Origin of the sequence: Lichenicoccus sp. (genome assembly GCF_965277665.1) — a bacterium.
Classification (GTDB): Bacteria; Pseudomonadota; Alphaproteobacteria; order Acetobacterales; family Acetobacteraceae; genus Lichenicoccus.
In genome coordinates this window covers 2,698,281-2,716,952 of sequence record NZ_OZ255835.1, presented here as the reverse complement: position 1 = coordinate 2,716,952, position 18,672 = coordinate 2,698,281, and the positions used below count along the sequence as shown (strand labels likewise).

General features: G+C 70.6%; 17 protein-coding genes and 1 other RNA gene. 11 read left to right on the top strand and 7 right to left on the bottom strand.

Annotation, left to right across the window (positions count from 1 at the left end; all coding sequences use genetic code 11):
* Positions 1 to 54: 54 nt before the first annotated feature.
* From ACQY4O_RS12600 to ACQY4O_RS12580, 5 genes are all read right to left on the bottom strand, one after another.
* A complete protein-coding gene (locus tag ACQY4O_RS12600; RefSeq protein WP_428376709.1) occupies positions 55 to 285 on the bottom strand; it encodes a DUF3072 domain-containing protein in 231 nt (76 codons plus the stop codon).
* Positions 286 to 419: 134 nt separating this feature from the next.
* A complete protein-coding gene (locus ACQY4O_RS12595) occupies positions 420 to 1,913 on the bottom strand; it encodes a YifB family Mg chelatase-like AAA ATPase (protein WP_428376708.1) in 1,494 nt (497 codons plus the stop codon).
* An 88-nt stretch (positions 1,914 to 2,001) separates the two neighbouring features.
* Positions 2,002 to 3,249: a phosphoglycerate dehydrogenase gene (serA, locus tag ACQY4O_RS12590; protein WP_428376707.1), complete on the bottom strand. Its 1,248-nt coding sequence runs from the start codon at positions 3,247 to 3,249 to the stop codon at positions 2,002 to 2,004.
* A 55-nt stretch (positions 3,250 to 3,304) separates the two neighbouring features.
* Positions 3,305 to 4,114 carry an inositol monophosphatase family protein gene (locus ACQY4O_RS12585; RefSeq protein WP_428376706.1) on the bottom strand — a complete coding sequence of 270 codons (810 nt, stop codon included), beginning with the start codon at positions 4,112 to 4,114 and terminating at the stop codon, positions 3,305 to 3,307.
* Positions 4,115 to 4,118: 4 nt separating this feature from the next.
* On the bottom strand, positions 4,119 to 5,144 hold the full coding sequence (locus tag ACQY4O_RS12580; protein ID WP_428376705.1) for a c-type cytochrome: 1,026 nt from the start codon (positions 5,142 to 5,144) through the stop codon (positions 4,119 to 4,121).
* A 176-nt stretch (positions 5,145 to 5,320) separates the two neighbouring features.
* On the opposite strand from ACQY4O_RS12580, the gene ACQY4O_RS12575 reads away from it, so the two are divergent.
* Together ACQY4O_RS12575 and ACQY4O_RS12570 are read left to right on the top strand one after the other, a co-directional pair.
* Complete coding sequence (locus ACQY4O_RS12575) at positions 5,321 to 6,079, top strand: 3-deoxy-manno-octulosonate cytidylyltransferase (RefSeq protein WP_428376704.1); 759 nt, start codon at positions 5,321 to 5,323, stop codon at positions 6,077 to 6,079.
* Entirely contained in the window at positions 6,076 to 6,927 is an 852-nt protein-coding gene (locus ACQY4O_RS12570) for a prephenate dehydratase (protein ID WP_428376703.1), read from the top strand. The genes ACQY4O_RS12575 and ACQY4O_RS12570 overlap by 4 nt, the downstream gene beginning before the upstream one ends.
* A 67-nt stretch (positions 6,928 to 6,994) precedes the next feature.
* On the opposite strand, the gene ACQY4O_RS12565 is transcribed toward ACQY4O_RS12570, so the two are convergent.
* The gene (locus ACQY4O_RS12565) at positions 6,995 to 9,463 is read right to left on the bottom strand and encodes a TIM-barrel domain-containing protein (RefSeq protein ID WP_428376702.1); all 2,469 of its coding nucleotides are present in this window, start codon (positions 9,461 to 9,463) and stop codon (positions 6,995 to 6,997) included.
* Positions 9,451 to 10,362 carry an NAD(+) diphosphatase gene (gene nudC, locus ACQY4O_RS12560; RefSeq protein ID WP_428376701.1) on the bottom strand — a complete coding sequence of 304 codons (912 nt, stop codon included), beginning with the start codon at positions 10,360 to 10,362 and terminating at the stop codon, positions 9,451 to 9,453. The genes ACQY4O_RS12565 and nudC overlap by 13 nt, the downstream gene beginning before the upstream one ends.
* Before the next feature lie 84 nt (positions 10,363 to 10,446).
* Here nudC and ffs point away from each other — a divergent pair.
* From ffs to ACQY4O_RS12515, 9 genes are all read left to right on the top strand, one after another.
* Positions 10,447 to 10,545: signal recognition particle sRNA small type (gene ffs, locus ACQY4O_RS12555), an RNA gene on the top strand.
* Positions 10,546 to 10,582: 37 nt separating this feature from the next.
* The gene (locus tag ACQY4O_RS12550) at positions 10,583 to 12,556 is read left to right on the top strand and encodes a DNA polymerase III subunit gamma/tau (RefSeq protein ID WP_428376700.1); all 1,974 of its coding nucleotides are present in this window, start codon (positions 10,583 to 10,585) and stop codon (positions 12,554 to 12,556) included.
* On the top strand, positions 12,553 to 12,876 hold the full coding sequence (locus tag ACQY4O_RS12545; protein WP_428376699.1) for a YbaB/EbfC family nucleoid-associated protein: 324 nt from the start codon (positions 12,553 to 12,555) through the stop codon (positions 12,874 to 12,876). Before ACQY4O_RS12550 ends, ACQY4O_RS12545 begins: the two co-directional genes overlap by 4 nt.
* 32 nt (positions 12,877 to 12,908) lie before the next feature.
* Positions 12,909 to 13,502, top strand: coding sequence for a recombination mediator RecR (recR, locus tag ACQY4O_RS12540; RefSeq protein ID WP_428376698.1), 594 nt, complete (start codon positions 12,909 to 12,911; stop codon positions 13,500 to 13,502).
* Positions 13,503 to 13,518: 16 nt separating this feature from the next.
* Complete coding sequence (locus ACQY4O_RS12535) at positions 13,519 to 14,304, top strand: SDR family oxidoreductase (protein ID WP_428376697.1); 786 nt, start codon at positions 13,519 to 13,521, stop codon at positions 14,302 to 14,304.
* Positions 14,262 to 14,699 (top strand): dihydroneopterin aldolase, encoded by a 438-nt coding sequence (gene folB, locus ACQY4O_RS12530; RefSeq protein WP_428376696.1) that lies wholly within the window; start codon positions 14,262 to 14,264, stop codon positions 14,697 to 14,699. Before ACQY4O_RS12535 ends, folB begins: the two co-directional genes overlap by 43 nt.
* Positions 14,700 to 14,768: 69 nt before the next feature.
* The gene (locus ACQY4O_RS12525; protein WP_428376695.1) at positions 14,769 to 16,388 is read left to right on the top strand and encodes a response regulator; all 1,620 of its coding nucleotides are present in this window, start codon (positions 14,769 to 14,771) and stop codon (positions 16,386 to 16,388) included.
* 301 nt (positions 16,389 to 16,689) lie between these two features.
* The gene (locus tag ACQY4O_RS12520) at positions 16,690 to 17,658 is read left to right on the top strand and encodes an EamA family transporter (protein WP_428376694.1); all 969 of its coding nucleotides are present in this window, start codon (positions 16,690 to 16,692) and stop codon (positions 17,656 to 17,658) included.
* Positions 17,659 to 17,723: 65 nt separating this feature from the next.
* A complete protein-coding gene (locus ACQY4O_RS12515; RefSeq protein ID WP_428376693.1) occupies positions 17,724 to 18,653 on the top strand; it encodes a cation diffusion facilitator family transporter in 930 nt (309 codons plus the stop codon).
* The last annotated feature ends 19 nt before the right edge of the window (positions 18,654 to 18,672 follow it).

Below are 18,672 nucleotides of genomic sequence, written 5' to 3'. Positions count from 1 at the left end.
TTGCGGTCAATTGGTGGCGGAACCCGGCCGAATTCGCCCGGGACACATTACCGATCAGTGCGACTTGCCGCGCCCGGTCGCCGCCTGCAACGCGTCGATGCGCTTGGAGGCTTCGCCCTTGGTCAGCGTCGGGTCGAACGCCTCGTCTGCCTCGGTGCAGAGGGTCTTGAGGTAGGAGGCCTGGGCCCCGGTCATGGTCTCCGCACCGGTTGCCCAGTCGTCCGGATCCTTTTCGGTGTTCGACGGCAGCGCCTGCTCGTTCACCGTGTTCTTGTTCGTGGTCATGCGTCCGGAACGCCCGTGTTCCTGTTTAGTTCCAGGCGCCGGCGATCAATTGCGGGTGACCCTCCCAAGGCTCCCCACCTCCCCGAAGGCCTCACGCGTCCTGAAGGCCCCGCGCCCCCTGAAGACCCGCGCGGTCAGCCGCGTCCCGGGAAGCGGTGCCGGTAGCCGAGGGCTTCGGCCACGTGGGTGCGGTTGACCAGGGCGCAACCGACCAGGTCCGCGATGGTGCGTGACACCCGGAGCAGGCGGGTGAAGCCGCGCGCCGAGAGGTGCAGCCGTTCCGCGGCCTGCTCCGCCAGGGTGCGGGCATCGGGCGATATTGCGAGCGCCTCGAGGCTGGCCTCGGCGTTCGACAGCGGGCCCTGCCTGGCATGCTGCCGCTCGCGGCTTGCCTCCACCCGCGCGGCGACAACCTGGGTGGTCTCGCCGGTACCCGCGCGGGCGATCTCCGCGATCGGCACCGGCTGCACCTGCACGCAGAGATCGATCCGGTCGAGCATCGGGCCGCTGATCTTGCTCAGATATTCCTCGCCGCAGCGCGGCGCGCGGCCGCATTCGCGGCTGGCGTCGCCGAGATAGCCGCACCGGCATGGGTTCATCGCCGCCACCAGCTGGAAGCGCGCAGGATAGGTGACGTGCGCCGCGGCGCGCGAGATCGTGGTGCGCCCGGTCTCCATCGGTGCCCGCAGCGCCTCCATCGACTGCCTCGGCAGCTCGGGCATCTCGTCGAGGAACAGGACGCCGCGATGCGCCAGGCTGACCTCGCCCGGCTTGGCGCGGGGTCCGCCGCCGATGATCGCGGCCTGGCTCGCGGAATGATGCGGCTCCCGGAATGGTGGCCGCTTGATCAGCTTGCCGTCGGTGAGCTGCCCGGCCACGCTGTGGATGGCGCTCACCTCGAGCGCCTCCGCCGAGGTCAGGTTCGGCAGCAATCCGGCCAGCCGCTCGGCGAGCATCGACTTGCCGGCGCCGGGCGGCCCGATCATGATCAGGCTGTGCGCCCCGGCGGCGCAGATCTCCAGGGCGCGCTTGGCGGTCTGCATGCCCTTCACCTCGCTCAGGTCGGCCGCGTGCGGGGACGACGCGCTGCCCGGCAGCACCGGCGGGCTCAGCACCTGGGTGCCCCGGAAATGGTTCATCAGCGACAACAGGTCGGGCGTCGCCAGCACCTCGATCTCGCCGCCCCAGGCCGCCTCGCCGCCCTGCTGCTGCGGGCAGATCAGCCCCAGGGCGAGGGCACTGGCGCCGAGGGCTGCCGGCAGCACGCCGGTGACCGGATTGACGCGTCCGTCCAGCGAAAGCTCGCCGATGGCGGCGTAGCCCGCGATCTCGTCGCGCGGCAACACCTCCATTGCCGCCAGCACGCCGAGCGCGATGGCAAGGTCGAAATGGCTGCCCTCCTTCTGCAGGTCGGCCGGCGCCAGGTTGATCAGGATGCGCTTGGGCGGCAGCGACAGGCCCATGGCGGTCAGTGCCGCACGCACGCGCTCCCGGGCCTCGGCCACCGCCTTGTCGGGCAGCCCCACGATCAGGAAGGCTGGCAGCCCGCTCGAAATCTGCACCTCGACGTCCACCGGCACCGCATCGATGCCGGAAAAGGCGAAGCTGCGTATGCGGGCAATCGACATCGGGGACAACCTTGCAGCTTGCAGCCGCGGGAACGGCGCCAGCGCAGTGTGCTCCCGCGAGCTTAAGGAGCGGTTGACGCCGCGCTCGTCACCGCCGCTGATACAGCAGCCGCGCCCGCACGGTGCCGTCCAGCGCCCGCAACCGGTCGAGCAGCTGCACCGCATCGGCGCGATCGGTGTCGGCTTCCACCACCACGTAGCCGATCTCGGCATCGGTCTCGAGATACTGGGCGGCGATGTTCACGCCCGCGCGCGAAAAGATGTCGTTGATCTTGCCGAGGATGCCAGGAACGTTGCGATGCACGTGCATGAACCGGGTACCGCGCGGCCGCGACGGCAGCTGCACCTCGGGAAAATTCACCGCCCCCAGCGTGGCACCCACATCGCTGTAGCCGATCAGCTTGCGCGCCACCTCGACGCCGATGCGGTCCTGCGCCTCCGCCGTCGAGCCACCGATATGCGGCGTCAGGATGACGTTGTCCGCACCCTGCAGCGGCGTCTCGAAGCGCTCGTTGTTGCTCCGCGGCTCGCTCGGAAACACGTCGATGGCAGCACCCAGCAGATGCCGGTCGTGCAGCGCCGATGCCAGCGCCTCGAGATCGACCACATGGCCGCGCGCGTTGTTGAGCAGGAAGCTGCCCGGCTTCATGCGCCGGATTTCACGCTCGCCGAACAGGCCGCGCGTTTCCGGCGTCTCCGGGGTATGGATGCTGACTACGTCGCTCCCTGAAAGCAGCGCGTCCAGCGTCGGGCTGGCGCTGGCATTGCCGTGGCCGAGCTTGTCGATCACGTCGAAATAGATCACCCGCATGCCGAAGGCTTCCGCCAGCACCGAGAGCTGGCTGCCGATGCTGCCGTAGCCCACGATGCCCAGCACCTTGCCGCGCACCTCCCAGCTGTCGGCGGCGGACTTGTCCCAGCTGCCGGCATGCGCCGCGACCGATTTCGGGAAGATGCGGCGCATCAGCATGACGATCTCGCCCATCACCAGCTCGGCGACCGAGCGCGTGTTGCTGAACGGCGCGTTGAACACCGGAATGCCGCGGGCGCGCGCGGCACTCAGTGCCACCTGGTTGGTGCCGATGCAGAAGCATCCCACAGCGATCAGCTTCTCGGCCTGCGCGAACACCGCCTCGGTGAGCTGGGTGCGGCTGCGTATGCCGATCACGTGGGCGCCCTCGACCGCGTCGAGCAGCGCCTGGCCTTCGAGTGCCGTGGGCAGCGCGGTGATCGCGCTGTAGCCGCTGGCCCGCAGCAGATCGATGGCACTCTCGTGTACGCCCTCGAGCAGCAGGATCTTGATCCGGTCCTTGGAGAGCGAGAGCTGGCTGGTCATGATCGGTCCTGCGCTGGTGGCGGCCGCTGACGGGCCGCGCCGTCACTTAAAGCGATCAGGGCCGCGCGGCGAGTGCATCCACTGCAGGGCCGAGCAGCGCCGGGTCGCCGACCGCGAGCACGCTGCCATCGCCGTCCGGCCGCAGCGCGTTGCCCTGCCAGTCGGTGATGCGGCCGCCGGCGCCTTCGACGACCGGCACCAGCGCCGCCCAGTCCCAGGGCTGCATCGTGCATTCGGCGATGATGTCGATCTGGCCCAGCGCCAGCAGGCCGTAGGCATAGCAGTCGCCGCCCCAGCTGGCCCGCTTCACCCGGGCCCGCAGCGCCGTCCAGCGCGCGAGGTCGGTGCCCTGCAGCATCTCCGGCGAGGTGCAGGACAACTCCGCCGCGTCCAGGCAGGGGCAGGCGCGGCCGCCGACGCTTCCCGCGCCGACAAGGCCGGGCACGAACCGGGTCGGCTGCCCACGGGCGCCGATCCAGCGCTCGCCGGTCACCGGCTGGTCGAGCACGCCGAGCACCGGCACGCCGTCCTCCAGCAGGGCGACCAGGATGCCGAAGCTGGGTCGTCCGGTGATGAAGGCGCGGGTGCCGTCGATCGGGTCGAGCACCCAGCGATGCCGCGCCGCCGGCCGGTCGAGGCCGAACTCCTCGCCCCCGAACTCCTCGCCCAAAATGCCGTGATCGGGCAGCCGCTCGGACAGCACGGCACGCATCGCCTGCTCGGCATTGCGATCAGCCACGGTGACCGGGCTGGCATCGGCCTTGTCGAAGGCCGCGAGCGACGCCCGGAAGAACGGCCGGATGACGGAACCGGCAAGGTCGGCCGCCGCCTCGGCCGCCTGCAGCCAGCGATCCGTGTCGGTCACGACCCTACTTCGGAGGCGTGCCGCCGGGCGACTGCCTGGCAGCACCCTGGCCCGGCTTGTCGGCACCACCGGCGCCGCTGCCGGGGATCGGATGCGGGTTCGGCGACAGGCTGCGGAGGTAGGCGACCACGGTGGCGCGCTGCTTCTCGCTCGGGATGCCGGCAAAGCCCATCTTGGTGCCGGGCGCGAAGCCGCGCGGGTCGGTCAGCCAGGCATCGAGGTTCTCGTAGGTCCAGGCCGCGTGCTTGGCAGTCAGCGCCGCCGAGAAGCTGTAGCCGGGCTGCACCGCGATCGCCTTGTCCACGACATTGTACAGGTTCGGCCCGACCATGCTGGCACCGCCCTGGTCGAAGCTGTGGCAGGCCCCGCAATAGCGTTGCGCGGCCGCCTCGCCGAGCTTGGCATCGGAATGGCCGACCGCCTCGGCGAATGACGGACCGGCGGGGGCGGCCGGTGCCCCTGCTGCGGCCGGAGCGCTGGCGCCAGGCGCCTCCTTGGGCACCGGCGGCAGCGGCTGCGGGCTGTCGGACAGGGTGCGCAGGTAGTCGATCACGTCGGCGCGCTGGCGGTCGTTGTTGATGCCGGCGAAGGCCATTTTCGTGCCCGGCGCGTAGCCTTTCGGGTCGCGGAGCCAGGCGCTCATGTCGTCGAAGCTCCACTTGCCGTGCTTCGCCTTCAGCCCGGACGAGAAATCGTAGCCCGCGCCCTCGGCCACGGGCGCCATCACCACGTTGTACAGGTTCGGGCCGACCAGGGCGGCGCCGCCCTTGTTGAAGCTGTGGCAGGCGCCGCACAGCTTGGCCGCGTCCGACTGGCCGCGTGCGGGATCGGCATGCGCCAGCAGGGCGGCGATCGGCACCTCGCGCGGTCCGGCGGACACGCCTTCGGGCAGTGCGCTGAGGATGGCGAAGGCGGGATGCTCGGGACGTTCCGAATGGATCAGCTTGCCACCCAGCACGCCGCCCAGCCCGAAGACGATCCCCGCGGTGAGGAAGGCCGCCATGATCTTGTTGAGCTCGGTGCTGTCCATGCCGCGCGTTCGGTCCCCTGCCGCTCGCCCCAGCCGCCCGGCATTGCCCAGCGCTTCGCATTGCGCTGTGTCCGGGTCGTTCCTAAGGTGACGTGAACCCTATGTGAAGCCTCGGGGGGCGGCAACCAGCGCCAGGGGCTCCTCCGCCTGCCCGATCCGGACTGCCAGATCACCCGATGAACCCTCTCGTCCTCATTCCGGCGCGCATGGCCTCCACCCGCCTGCCGGGCAAGCCGCTTGCCCTGATCGGTGGCCGGCCGATGATCCTGCATGTGCTGGAGCGCGCGGTTCGCGCCGGCATCGGCCCGGTCGCGGTCGCAGTCTGCGACGACGATGTCGCCGCCGTGGTGCGCGGCGCGGGAGGCACCGCGGTGATGACCGACCCCGCATTGCCCTCCGGCTCGGACCGGGTGCATGCAGCGGCCGAAGCGCTCGACCCGGAGGGCCTGCACGATGTCGTGGTCAACCTGCAGGGCGACCTGCCCGGCCTGCCGCCAGGCGATCTCGGTGCGGTGCTGGATCCGCTGCGGGCCGAGCTGGAAGCCGGCGCTGCCTATGACATCGCCACCCTGGTGACGCCGATCACCGGCGATGCGGAGGCGCGGGCGAGTTCCGTGGTCAAGGCGGCGTGCGCGTTCGCCCACGGCGCGACGCATGCCCGGGCCCTGTATTTCTCACGCGTCGCGATCCCGTGGGGCGACGGGCCGCTCTGGCACCATGTCGGGGTATATGCCTATCGCCGCGAGGCGCTGCAGCGCTTCGTGTCGCTGCCCGAAAGCCCGCTGGAACGGCGCGAGTCGCTGGAGCAGCTGCGTGCCCTCGAAGCCGGAATGCGGATCGGCTGCGCGCAGGTCGCCGCACCGCCGTTCGGGGTCGATACGCCGGGCGATCTCGCCCGCGCCCGGCGCGTGCTTGGCGCACAAGACGCATCATGAGCACGCCGCAACGGATCGCGTTCCAGGGCGAGCGCGGCGCCTATTCCGACCTCGCCTGCCGCAACGCCTATCCCGGCTGGGAGACGGTCGCTTGCGCGTCCTTCGCAGCTGCCATCGAGATCGTGCATGATGGCGGCGCCGAACTTGCCATGCTGGCCTGCGAGAACAGCCTCGCCGGACGCGTGCCGGACATCCACACCCTGCTGCCCGAGGCCGGCCTGCACATCGTCGGCGAGCAGTTCCAGCGCGTCGAGCACTGCCTGATCGGGGTGCCGGGTGCGACCATCGGCGATGTCAGGCGGCTGCACACGCATCCGGTCGCCATGGGCCAGGTGCGCGGGCTGATACGCGACCTCGGCGCTACCCCGGTGATCGAGACCGACACCGCCGGCTCGGTGGCGCTGATCGCGCAGTGGGGCCGCAGGGAGGATGCCGCGATCGCGTCCTCGCTCGCCGCCGAACTGCACGGCATGACGATCCTGCGACGCAATGTCGAGGACGCCGCGCACAACACCACGCGGTTCTACATTGCCGCCCGCGAGGCGCGCCCGATGCAGCCCGACGTTCCCGGCACGATGACGACCATCCTCTTTCGGGTCCGCAACGTGCCGGCGGCGCTCTACAAGGCGATGGGCGGGTTCGCCACCAACGGCGTCAACATGACCCGGCTGGAGAGCTACATGCTCGACGGCAGCTTTACCGCGACCCAGTTCCTGGCCGACGTGGACGGGCATCCCGACGAGACCGGGCTGCGCCACGCGCTCGACGAGCTCGCGTTCTTTTCCGACGAGCTGCGCATCCTCGGCACCTATCCGCGCTCGCCGTTCCGCGACTCCGCCGGTGCCTGATGCATGCAGCTCAAGGGTTCTGACCGACCGTGTGCGGCGGTTGAACCTGCCGCTCGGGTAGTGAGCGTCAGGATCGGACCACCAGCCGGCCGCCGGACGGCTGATCGGGAATCCCGAGCCGCAGCACCCGCGCCTGGGCGTCGTAGCGCATATCGGTCACCACGGCGCCATCGAGCCTGACCGGCCCGGTGGGTGCAGCGGCATCGTGTATCGCGAGCTCGAGACGAGTCCACCATGGCCCGAACGTGCCTTCATGCCGCCCGAGGCTCACGATCGTGGCTCCATCCGGCTCCCGGTGGCAGCGATGGTGGACGCGCAGATACGCGCCGTCGCGGAACGCGAAGCTCAGTCCGTCATCGAGGTAGATCGAGCCGTGGCAGTCCGGGCCTGGATAGATCAGCAGTTCCAGCGGCCCCTGCGGCGTCTCGGACGTGCTCTGCACGAGCGGCTGGCGCGCGATGATGTGGCCGGCGCGCACGAACACCGGCAACCGGTCGAGTTGCGGCACCCGATCCACGCGGTGCGGCATCTGCTCCGGATCGTCTCCGGCCTGCGCCGTGGTGCCGCTGCCGCCGGTCAGCGTAGCCAGGGCCGGATCGATGATCCGCGCGCCGGTCCAGTAGTCGTACCAGCCGCCTGGCGGCAGGATCACCTGGTAGCGGTCGACCTCCTCAGGAAAAGGCGCCGGCGCCACCAGCAGGGCGCTGCCCCACATGAACTGGTTGCCGCCTTCGAGGTCGAGCGCGTAGCCGCCGGCGGCGTCGGGGAACTCCATGAACAGCGGGCGCATCATCGGCAATCCGGTGCGCGAGGCCTCCTCGGCAAGCGTGTAGATGTACGGCAGCAGCCGGTAGCGTTCCTCGATGGCCGCGCGGCGGATGCTGCTGTGCGGCTCGCCATCGACATACGGCTCGCGATGCCGGCTGCCCTTGTCCGCGTGGCCGCGCGCGATCGGGTTGAACATGCCGAGCTGGAACCAGCGCGTCAGCAGCTCGGGCGGCGCCGAGCCCGCGAAGCCGCCGAGATCGCAGCCCGCGAAGGCGAACCCGCCAAGGCCGAGCCCGAGCAGCATCGGCGTGCTCATGCGCAGATGGTTCCAGGTGCCGGAATTGTCGCCGGTCCACACCACGCTGGTGCGCTGGCCGCCGGCATAGGTGGCACGCGACATCACGTACGGGCGGCGGTCCGGCCGCAACGCCAGCATCCCGTCATACGTCGCGCGTGCGTTCTGCATGCCGAACACGTTGTGGATCTCGCGATGGCTCGCCGTGCGTGTCGCGAAGCCCGGCTCCTCGATGCGGTGCACCGCATCGAGCGGCATGGTGCGCGTCGGCGTGCCGAAGACCGACGGCTCGTTCATGTCGTTCCAGATGCCGGCGACATGATCGACGAGCACTTCGCGGCCCAGCAGCGTGCCCCACCACTCGCGCGTCGCCTTGCGGGTGAAATCGGGAAAGGCGCAGTCGCCGGGCCAGACCTTGCCGATATAGACGCGGCCGTTCGCGTCGTGCACGAAGTGGTTGTGGGCCGCGCCGGTCTCCCAGGGCGCGTAGCCCACACCCTCAAGCCGGGGGATGTGCAGGTCGGTGATGATGATGGCGCGGTAGCCGAGCTGGCCGAGTTCCTCGACCATGCCGGGAAAGTCCGGATAGGCCTGCTTGTTGATGACGAACGGGCGGTGGCCTTCCAGCACGTCGATATCGAACCAGATCACGTCGCAGGGCATCCGCGCGGCCCGCAGCCGGTGCGCCACCAGCAGCGCTTCTGGCTGCGACATGTAGCTGAAGCGGCATTGCTGATAGCCGAACGACCACAGCGGCGGCAGCGGCGGCGGCCCGGTCAGCCAGGCATAGGCGCGCTGCACGTCCGCGGGCGTGGGGCCTGCCATGATGTAGTAGTCGATCGCGCCGCCGTCGGCCCCGAACGAGAGCTGGCCCGGGTGCCGCACGCCGAACTCGAAGCGGCTGCGGAAGGTGTTGTCGAGGAACAGCCCGTAGGCGCGACCCCGTCTGGAGGCATTGGGCTCGAAGCCGATGAAGAACGGGATGTCCTTGTAGAGCGGCTCGCTGCTCTCCTGGTAGCGGTAGGCGTCGGTGTTCCACATCACGAAGCTGCGGCCACGCCGGTCGAGCCCTCCCGCCTTCTCGCCGAGCCCGAAGATGGAGGTCTCCGCCGGCAACGTCTTGGTCAGGGTGAAGGCATGGCCGTTCTCGGAGAACGGCGCGTCGGCGGCGTCTTCGAGGATGACGCGGCCGGCCGCGTCGGCGACCGCGAGGGTCCCGGTATAGGCGTCGATCCGCACCCGCACCGCTTCGGTGGCAAAGCCGCCGGGCTCGTGCTGCACGTCGACATGCTGCCGGCGCGCTTCCGGCAGCACCGCCCAGGACGCATCCTCCGGCAGCGCCCGGCTGCGTCCGATCCGCACCCGCAGCACGTCGTCGCGGAGCGCCACCACGCGCATGACGAACCGGCCGCGCCGCCACTCCGCGCCGCCCGCGATCGGGGCCACCACCGGGCCGGGGTCTAGCCCAGCCACGCGGAAATCAGGCTGTGGGCGATGGCGGTGGCGCCTGGCAGTTCGATATCGAGCCGTTCGGGATGTCGCACCTCGTCGGGTGTCAGCCAGTGCGCCTCGACGATCTCGTTGTCGTCCAGGGTGAGCGCGCGGCCCTCGGCTTCAGCCAGGAAGCCGAGCATCAGCGAGTTCGGATAGGGCCAGGGCTGGCTCGAATGATACGCGATCCGCCGCAGCCGTATGCCGGTTTCCTCGAACACCTCGCGCGCCACCGCCTCCTCGGCGCTCTCGCCGGGCTCGATGAAGCCGGCCAGCGCCGAGAACAGCCGCCGTCCCGGAAACCGTGTACCCCGGGCGAGCAGGGCGCGGCCTTCGTGGTGCACCAGCATGATCACCACCGGATCGGTGCGCGGGAAATGCTGCAGCCCGCACTCCGGGCAGCCGAGGCGGGTGCCGCCCTGCTGCGGCACGGTCGCCTGGCCGCAATGGCCGCAGAACAGGTGGTTGCGGCGCCAGTGCAGCAGGCCACGGGCCTGCGCCAGGATGGCCGCCTCGTCTGCGGGGAGGGACGGCGCCAGCGGGCGCAGCGGTTCGAAGCGCCCGAATTCCGGCGGCACCAGCGCAGCCGGCTCCTCCAGGGCGCCCAGATCGACGGCGAACACCGCGCGGTCGCCCGCCTGCAGGCCGAGCAGCACCCAGGGCAGAGCGGCCAGCGCCTCGACCGGATGGCCGAGCGCCTGGCGTGTCGGCATGCCGACACGCAACTCCTGCGTCTCGCCTTGCGCGATCAGGTGCCGGTCGCGCCAGACCGGCAGGAACCGGCTGGCCGGATCGTGCAGCAGTTCCAGCATAAAGGCCTCGTCGTCGCGTCGCAGCGCGAGCCGGTCCAGCGGGTTGCCGGTGTAGAAGTTGGCGTGCATCGCGGCCCTCGCTCATCCAGTCGGGGGTATATCAAGTCGGGGCCCTCTTGTGACCGAACCCCCTTCCGATGTTAAGGTGATTACGGGAGGTCGGCGGCGGACGGGCGCCTTGCCAACCCGGTCAGGTCCGGAAGGAAGCAGCCGCAGCGAGTATCCGTTCGGGTCGTTGTTCGGCCTCCCACCTTTCTGACAGACGCACAGGATCCGGATCAGGTCGCTCGTGATATCAGATCCCGACCTGAGCAATCCCGATAGCCTGCCTGATCCCGATCCGTCCGGCGGCGGCCTGTTCGGCGACGCCGCTCCCTCCGCAGCCCCCGCTCCGTACCGGGTGCTTGCGCGCGCCTACCGGCCGGTGCGCTTCGGCGAACTGATCGGCCAGGATGCGATGGTACGAATCCTGCGCCGGGCGTTCGAACTCAACCGGGTCGCGCATGGCTTCATGCTGACCGGCGTGCGCGGCACCGGCAAGACCACCACCGCGCGCATCATCGCTCGCGCCTTGAACTGCATCGGGCCGGACGGGCGCGGCGGACCCACCGCCGACCCGTGCGGCGTGTGCGCCAACTGCGTCGCCATCCTCGCCGACCGGCATCCGGACGTGCTGGAGATGGACGCCGCCTCGCATACCGGCGTCGACGACATACGCGAGATCATCGAGGTCACCCGCTACCGCCCGATCCAGGCGCGGATGAAGGTGTTCATCATCGACGAGGTCCACATGCTCTCGCGCAACGCGTTCAACGCGCTGCTCAAGACGCTCGAGGAACCGCCGGCGCAGGTGACCTTCATCTTCGCCACTACCGAACTGCGGAAGGTGCCGGTGACGGTGCTGTCGCGCTGCCAGCGGTTCGACCTGCGGCGGGTGTCGCAGAGGGAACTAGCGGCGCATTTCGCCGCCATCGCCGCGCGCGAGCGGGCTCGCCTCAGCGCTGACGCGCTCGCGATCATCGCGCGCGCCGCCGACGGTTCGGTGCGCGACGGGCTCTCGCTGCTCGACCAGGCGATCTCCCTAAGCGGAGCAGCACCCTCCGGCCCGGGGGGCGAAACAGCCGCCGAGATCGACGCCGCCATGGTCGCCGACATGCTCGGACTGGCGGATCGCGGCCTGGTCTTCGACCTGTTCGAGGCGGTGATGCGGGGTCGCGCCGACCTGGCACTCGCCTTGAGCGAGACCGCGCACCAGCGCGGCGCCGATCCCGGGCTGGTGCTGTCCGACCTGCTGGAGCTGCTGCATACGGTGTCGCGGCTGAAGGCGGTGCCGGCGTTGCGCGAGGGAAGCGAGCTGCCGGAAGCCGAACGCGTGCGATGCGGCGCGCTGGCCGAGCGGCTCGGCATGGCGGTGCTCGGCCGCGCCTGGCAGATGCTGCTCAAGGGCATCGCCGAGATCGAGCAGGCGCCGAACCGCCAGGACGCGGCGGACATGATCCTGATCCGGCTGTGTCATGTGCACGACCTGCCGACGCCGGGCGAGCTGGTGCGTCGGCTGACCCAGGCGGGGAGTGCTGCACCATCGGCGGCCGCCGCCCCCGATCCCGGGCGCTCGGCCCCCGATCCTGAGAGCGCGGCGTTCCCGGCCGAGCCGGCCGAAGGCGTTCGGCGCCTGTCCGGCGGCCCGGGTGCGCCGTCCGCCCAGGCAGCGCTCCAGACGGCGCTCCAGGTGGCGCAGGCGGCGTCCTTCGATCCGGCGCCGTCGCTGCGGAGCTGGCGCGAGGTGGTGGCCCATGTCGCGAGCCGCCGCGAGCCGACCCTGCACGGGCATCTGCGGCATTGCGTGCATCCGGTGCGGTTCGCCCCGCCGGTGATCGAGCTGCGCTGCGAGCCGGAAGCGCCGCGCGACCTGACGCAGCGCCTGGGCGCGATCCTGCTCGAGGCCACCGGCACCCGCTGGACGATCGCGATCTCCCGGCAGCCGGGCGAGCCGACCCTCGCCGAGCAGTCCGGCGAGGTCGAGGCGAAGAGCCGCACCGCCGCCGAGGCGCATCCGCTGGTGCAGGCGATCCTGCTGGCCTTCCCGGGTGCCCGCATCGGCGCCTTGCGCGATACCCGGCTGGACGAGTACGGCCTGCTCCCCGAGACGGTCGCCGACGAGCGCCAGGCCGTGCAGGGCGATTTCACCCCGCTCGGCGCGGAACCTCCGGGACCAGGCGAGTTCACCTTCGAGCCAGACGACTTACCGGAGAACGACCGATGAAGAACCTTGCCGGGCTGATGAAGCAGGCGTCCCAGATGCAGGCCAAGATGGAGGAGATGCAGGGCAAGCTGGAGACGCTCGAGGTCGAGGGCAGCGCCGGTGCCGGGCTGGTCACCGTCACCCTGTCCGGGAAGGGCGACCTGCGCCGCATTGCGCTGGATCCGAAGCTCGCCGACCCCGCCGAGATGGAGATGCTGCAGGATCTGATCGTGGCGGCGCACGCCGAGGCGAAGCGCCATCTCGAGGAGCGCACCGCCGACGAGATGTCGAAGGTCACCGGCGGCCTGAACCTGCCGCCCGGCATGAAGCTGCCGTTCTGAGGCGGCCGGAAGCCGGCTGACGCGAGCGGCGCATGGGCGGCCCGGAGATCGAACGCCTGATCGAGCTGCTCGGCAAGCTGCCCGGCCTGGGCCCGCGCTCGGCGCGTCGGGCGGCCTTGGGGTTGCTGCGCCAGCCGCAGGCGCGCCTGCTGCCGCTGGCCAGTGCGATGCAGCAGGCGGCGCGTACGGTGCGGACCTGCGCCCTGTGCGGCAACCTCGACAGTCGCGATCCGTGCACGATCTGCAGCGATCCGGGCCGCGACCAGGGTCTGGTCTGCGTGGTCGAAGGCGTCGGCGACCTCTGGGCGCTGGAGCGCGCCGGGGTGCATCGCGGGCTGTACCACGTGCTCGGGGGCACCCTGTCACCGCTCGGCGGCGTCGGCCCGGAGGACCTCAACCTGGCGCCGTTGCTGTCCCGCCTTGCCGGCGGCGACGTGCGCGAGGTCATCCTGGCCCTCGGCGCCACCGTCGAGGGCGCCACCACCCAGCACTGGCTCAGCGAACGCCTGGCGGCATCCGGCGCCACCATCAGCCGGGTCGGGCAGGGGGTGCCGATGGGCGGCGCGCTCGATGTGCTGGATGACGGCACCCTGGCGGCCGCCCTGATGGCGCGCCGCGCCTCATGACGATGCAGAGCCTCGAATGATGCGGATCCCGGACGCCATCCCGCATGCCGCTCTGGTCACCGGGGGCGGGGCGCGGCTCGGGCGTGCGATCGCGCTGGCGCTCGCGGAGGCCGGGGTGTCGGTGGCGCTGCATTGCCGATCGGGGCGGCACGCCGCCGAACGGACCGCCGCCGAAATCCGCGGCTTCGGGGTGGCGGCCTGCGTGCTGGTCGCCGATCTCGCGCGCGAGGACGAGGTGGCCGCGCTCTGCCCGGCGGCGGCGGCGGCACTCGGGCCGCTCGGCATCCTGGTCAACAACGCCAGCACCTTCGAGCGCGACGAATGGCATGACGCGACGCGCGCGAGCTGGGATGCCCATCTCGGCCCCAACCTGCGGGCGCCGTTCCGCCTGATGCAGGACTTCGCCCGCGCCCTCCCGGAGGGAAGCGAGGGCATGGTGCTCAACATGCTGGACGAGCGCGTCTGGTCGCTGACCCCGCATTTCGTCTCCTACACCGCGTCGAAGGCGGCGCTGTGGGCGCTGACCCGTTCGATGGCGCTGGCCCTGGCGCCGCAGCGGATCCGGGTGAACGGCATCGGGCCCGGTCCGGCGCTGCCCAGCCCCCGCCAGAGCGAGGCGCAGTTCCGGGCGCAGTGCGCCAGCGTGCCGCTCGGGCGCGGCACCGATCCGGACGAGGTCGCGCGCGCGGCCCTTGCCTTGCTCTGCCTGCCGTCGGTCACCGGCCAGATGCTGGCGCTCGATGGCGGCCAGCATCTGCAATGGCACGCCGCACCCGCCGGCCAAGACGGCCCGAGCGAATAGAGGTGTCGCTGCTGCCGCCCTGGCCGGACCACCCGCCGCTGCGCCACGTCTTCCTGCGCGACATGCTGGTCGACGCCGCGATCGGCGTGCACCCGCACGAGCACGGCGTGACCCAGCGCGTCCGCCTCAATGTCGATTTCGGCGTCGAGGACGGGCCTGGCCTCGCGGTCGGCCGCGACGACCTGTCGCGCACCGTCTCCTACGAGCGCGTGGTGACGCTGGTGCGGCGGATCGTCGCCGATGGCCATGTGCGCCTGGTCGAGACCCTGGCGGAGCGCATCGCCGCCGGCGTGCTGGCCGATCCACGCATCCGGGTGGTGCGGGTCAGGGTGGAGAAGCTCGACGTCTTCGCGGAGATCGCCGCCGTCGGCGTGGAGATCGAGCGCCGGTCCTGATCCGGGACGAATTCGTCATCCTGGATGATTATGATAACAATTTTGTGATCCAAGGTTCTATAACAGGGCATGGTGCAGGCGCTGGCGGGGTGGCTGTTCGACCCGGCGGGGCTGACCCCGCATGGCTTCTGCCTGCTCTGGCAGCCGGGGTTGATCTGGACCACCGCGCTTGCGGATTGCGGCATCGGCGTCGCCTACTTCACCATCCCGCTGGCGCTGCTGATGTTCGTGCGACGCCGGCATGATCTGGTGTTCCGGCCGCTGTTCGGCCTGTTCGCGGCCTTCATCCTGCTCTGCGGCACGTCGCATTTTCTCGATGTGCTGACCTTGTGGATCCCCGCCTACGGCATCGAGGCCCTGGTCAAGGTGACGACGGCGCTGGTGTCCCTGCTCACCGCGCTGGTGCTCTGGCGGTTGCTGCCGCAGGCGCTGGCACTGCCGTCGCCGGCCCAGATGCGGGCCGCAAGTGCCGCCCTGCGCGAGAACGAGGAGCGGCTGCACCAGGCGCAGAAGATGGAGGCGGTCGGGCAGCTCACCGGCGGCATCGCGCACGACTTCAACAACATGCTGCAGACCATGTCCGGCGGCCTGGACCTGATGGAGCTGCGCACGTCGCAGGGGCGGCTGGAAGAGGCGCGGCTCTATGCCGTCACCACCCGGCGTGCGCTCGAGCGCGCGGCGTCGCTGACGCACCGGCTGCTGGCGTTCTCCCGCCGGCAGGCGCTCAACGCGCGCGAGATCAAGCCGGACACGCTGGTGCATGGCATGGCCGAGCTGATCCGGCGCACGGTCGGTCCGGCGATCGACGTGCGGCTCCGCCTGAGCGGCAGCGCCTGGCACACGCTCACGGACTCCAACCAGCTCGAAAGCGCGCTGCTGAACCTCGCGATCAACGCGCGCGACGCGATGCCGGATGGCGGCACGCTGGAGCTCGCCACCGCGGATGCGCATCTGGACCAGGACGACCTGTTCGAGAATGACGAGGCCGCCCCCGGCGACTTCGTCGAGATCAGCGTCACCGACAACGGGGCCGGCATGACGCCTGCGGTCATGGCGCGCGCCTTCGAGCCGTTCTTCACCACCAAGCCGATCGGCCAGGGCACCGGCCTGGGCCTGTCGCAGCTGTACGGCTTCGTACGGCAGTCAGGCGGCGTGGTGCGGCTGCACAGTGCGCCGGGCGCGGGCGCCTGCTTTAGGCTCTACCTGCCGCGTCATGCCGGTCCGGCGGTCGAGGCCGCGGTTGCGGTCTGGTCGCCGGACGATCCGCGCAATGCCGAGCGCGCCGCGACGCTGGCCGGCGCCGTCATCCTGCTGGTCGAGGACGAGACCGACATACGGGCACACATCTCCGACAGCCTGCAGAACCTGGGCTGCATCGTGCTCGAAGCGGCCGACGGGTCGGACGCGCTGCGCCTGCTGCAGTCGCACACGCGGCTCGACCTGCTGCTCACCGATGTCGGCCTGCCGGGCGTGGATGGGCAGCAACTGGCAGAGGTGGCCCGGGCCACCCGGCCCAACCTGCCGGTGCTGCTGATCACCGGCTATGCCGGGCGCGCCCTCGACACGCAGCGGCTGGCGGCCGGGGTGGAGGCGATCTCGAAACCGTTCGCCCTCGAGGTCATGACCGCGCGGATCGCCACCATGCTGGCCGAGCACCGTGCGGACAGCAGCCTCCGGGCCGAGCGCTGACACTGGCTCGCAGGGTGCTGGAAAACTCGGAAACGAGTCATGCTTAGCGCAACGAGTGAAGGCCAAGGGCTTTGCCCCTGGACCCCATCAAAGGCAAGCCTTTGAAATCCTTTTTTTTAATAGAGCGGGTCTGGGGCCCCACCGCTTCAAGACGGGGCCCCAGCGGGTCAAGCGCGGAGCCCTTGCGCTTGGTTTTTCCGCAGCCTGCAGGGGCCGCGATAGCAACAGGTCAGGGTTGAAGTCGCATTCGCGCAACAGCTTTGTGTTGCATTAGCGCCGACGCATAGGCACCTGCCTGGCTATGGATCCAGCAACCGAATTCGGCCTGCTCACGGCCCTCCTGTATGGCGTCAGCGACTTCGTGGCGAAGTTCTCGAGCCGCGCCGTCGGCGTCTGGCGCACCCTGTTCTGGGGCGAGCTCTGCTCGGCTTCGCTGCTGACCCTGTGGATCGCGCTCGACGCATCCGGCAACGGCGCCGCGCGCGCCGCTTTTGCGCAGCCGTGGCCGGTATGGGCAGTGGCGATCGCCTCGAACATGACGATCCTGGCGGCGACCGCGGTGTTCTACCGTGCGCTCACCATCGGCCGGTTCTCCGTGGTGATGCCGATCGTGGCGACCTACGGCGCCATCACCGCGCTGCTGTCGATGCTGCTCGGCGAGCCGTTGGGCCTGGTGGCCGTCGGCGGGATTGCGATCGCGGTCCTGGGGGCGGCGTTCGCATCGGTGCCGGCGCCCGCTTCGGTATCGGGGCCGGCCTCGTCGCCTCCCGGACCGGTGGCCGCCGGCCGTGGCGTCGGGCTCGCGAGCCTGGCCGCCCTGCTGTACGGCATCGGCTTCTGCGTGCAGGCGCGCTATGCCGTGCCGCGGCTCGGCCACCTGATCCCGGTCTGGCTCTACTACGTGCTCGGCTGCGCGCTGCTCGGCAGCGTGGGCCGGATCATGCGCCGCGACCTGTCGCCGCCGCGCCTGGCCCAGCTTCCCGTGGTGCTCGGCACCGGCCTCGCCGCCTCCGGCGCCTTCGTCGCCCTCACCCTGGCGGTGACCGGCGGCGACGTGGCGGTGCCGACCGTGCTGGCCTCGCTTGCCAGCGTGGTGACCGTGCTGCTGGCCCGGCTGCTGATCAAGGAGCAGGTCGCGCCGCACCAGTGGGCGGGGATCGCGGCCGTGGTGTTCGGCCTGCTGATGCTGCATGCGAGCCCGCTGCATGCTCCGGCGGCCGGCATCGCCGCCGCGGGCTCTGCGCAAACCACTGGGCACACGGCCGGATGAGCCGTCAAGATTGACCGCGCGGGCTTGGCCGCTGATCGTGCGTGCCAGCAGATCAGCATCGGGTCATGTCCAGGCAAGTTCGTAGCGGCGCAGCACTGAGGAAGTTCGCGAGCCAGGCCAGCCTGGTCGTCGCGGTGATCCTGGTGGTGGTCAAGCTGCTGGCGTGGCTGGCCACCGGATCGGTGTCGCTGCTGACCTCGGCGGTGGACGCGCTGGTCGATACCAGCGCCAGCCTGGTGACGTTCTTCGGCGTGCGCTACGCCGAGCGGCCGCCGGACCGCGACCATCGCTTCGGCCACGGCAAGGGTGAGGCGGTGGCCGGCTTCACCCAGGCGACGTTCCTGGGCGGCGCCGCGCTGGTGCTGGCGATCCAGTCGCTGCAGCGTCTGGTGTTCCCCGAACGCCTGCACGACGTCGGCATCGGCCTGTGGGTGATCGCCGTCAGCCTGCTGGCCGCCACCGGCCTGGTGGCGATGCAGAGCTGGGTGGTGCGGCGCACCGGCTCGACCGCGATTGCCGCCGATCGCGCGCACTACCTGACCGATGTCGCGGTGAACGCGGCCGTGCTGGTGGCCCTCGGCGTCACCTGGCTGACCGGCTGGTCGCGCGCCGACCCCGCCTTCGCGCTGGTGATCTCGGCGGCGATGCTGTGGAGCGCGCGCAACATCGCCAACGAGGCGCTGCTGCAACTGCTCGACCGCGAACTGCCGAGCCAGGACCGGCAGCGCATCCGCCAGGCGGTGCTGGCCTGCAAGGGGGCGCGCAGCCTGCACGACCTGCGCACGCGCTTCGCCGGCGACCGCACCTTCGTCGAGTATCATCTGGAGGTGGACGGCGACCTCAGCGTCGAGCGCGGCCACGAGATCGGCGACATCACCGAGGCGGCGGTCAGCGCGATCCTGTCCGGCACGGTCGAGGTCACCGCGCATCTCGAGCCGCTCGGCATCGACGACGAGCGGCTGGATACGCGGGTGAGCGCGCCGCCGGCCGTTTAGGCTCAAGGCCAGGGGCGTT